This is a genomic window from Limimaricola variabilis (assembly GCF_014195545.1).
Taxonomy (GTDB): Bacteria; Pseudomonadota; Alphaproteobacteria; order Rhodobacterales; family Rhodobacteraceae; genus Limimaricola; species Limimaricola variabilis.
Genome location: NZ_JACIBX010000033.1, coordinates 1 through 1538 on the forward strand (window position 1 = coordinate 1; position 1538 = coordinate 1538).

The window sequence follows — 1538 nt, forward strand, 5'->3', positions numbered from 1 at the left end:
TGTTGCAACCAAGCAGAATTGTCACCGGTTCTGCAAAGCAGAAGTGTCGCTGGTGGTTCTGACGGGAGCGCAGCCGGGCAGGGCGGAGACCTCAGTTCTCGGAGGCCTGACCGGCTGCGCGGGCCTGGGCGCGGCGGGCCAGCTTCGAGTTCCAGCCATCGTTGCGGCGACCGGTCTTGCGATACCCGGTGCGGGCGCTCTCGGGACGCACCTCGGGTGCAGCCGTGGCCTTGTCCTGCTGTCGCTTGATGTGGGCCAGCACCGCGCCGAGGTGCTTGTTCTCGGTGATCGCGGCGTGGGTGACACGCTGCTGATGCGGGTCGAAGATGGTGCAGGGCAGGACGATGCCCTTGTGCCGGACCTGGATGCGGCCATCGGGAAACTCGTAGGTATCGGCGAATTTGCCCACCAGTTCGCGGGTCAGCTCGTTCACCTCCAGCCGGATGCACTTGTGGTCGTATTTCAGCGTCAGATCCTTGCTGACATAGCGCTTGTCGCGCAGGCAGAATATCTCGACCAGTCGATCCGGCGCGACATTCAGCGGCCTGTGCAGGTTGTCCGGCCTGGCGGCGGGCTTGGCGAACTTCGCGTTATAGCGCGCCACGAAGCCCGGCAGGAACGCGTTCGCCGCCGCGATGTCCGAGATGCCGGCCAGACGCAGCTCCTTCACCAGCCGGTCCTGCAGCGTGCGGTTGGCGCGCTCGACACGGCCCTTGGCCTGGCTCGAATGGGCGCACAGGATCTCGATCTGCAGCTCCGCCAGGGCCCGACCGAACTGGGTCATGCCGGTCATGTGGTCGCTGGGTTTGGGCACCCGAAACACCGAGTGCTTGTCGCTGTAGAAGGCGACCGGACGGCCATGTTGCACCAGGTAGCGCTCCAGTGCCTCGAAATAGCTGAACGTGCTTTCGGAGATGACGAAGCGCAGTTCCATCAGCCTGCTGGTGGCATCGTCGATGAAGACCAGCAGCGTGCAGGGATCGCCACGATCCTCGAACCAGCGATGCTCCGAGCCGTCGATCTGGATCAGCTCGCCGAAACATTCGCGGCGCAGGCGCGGCTGGTGAAAGGCCCGGCGCTGCTTGCGCGACAGCCACAAGCCGTCCGCGACCATCCACTTGCGCAGGGTCTCGCGCGAGACCGTCAGACCGTGGTCGTCCCGCAACCGCTCCGCCGCCAGCGTCGGCCCGAAATCCGCATAGCTCTCGCGGATCAACGACAGGGCATAGTCGCGCTTGGCGGTATGGATTTGGTTGTTCGGAGCGCGCCCGCGCGCCCGGTGCCGGATCGCCGCCGCACCATCCGCCCGATACCGCTTCAGCAGCCGGAAGATCTGGCGCCGGGTCAGCCCCAATAAGTGTGCGCCGTTCTGGACAGCGATCCGACCGTCATCGATTTGCGCCAGAACCTCGACGCGCTGCAACTCGCGCTCGCTCATCAGAACCCATCCCATGCTCGGTCTCTCTGCCTGTGCTCGGTGCAGGCGAGAGTGACACTTCTGCATTGCTCATGGGTGACACTTTAGCTTTGCTGCTACA

At 64.7% G+C, this 1538-nt stretch carries 1 protein-coding gene; it reads right to left on the reverse strand.

All coding sequences use genetic code 11. The features are described 5' to 3' along the window. Positions 1-91: 91 nt before the first annotated feature. Positions 92-1453, reverse strand: coding sequence for an ISNCY family transposase (locus tag FHS00_RS17535; RefSeq protein WP_183475387.1), 1362 nt, complete (start codon positions 1451-1453; stop codon positions 92-94). Positions 1454-1538: the final 85 nt, after the last annotated feature.

What these genes read in the sequence shown, in the direction of transcription:
- FHS00_RS17535 (WP_183475387.1), bottom strand. Translation starts at nt 1,453, where the DNA reads ATGGGATGGGTTCTGATGAGCGAGCGCGAGTTGCAGCGCGTCGAGGTT.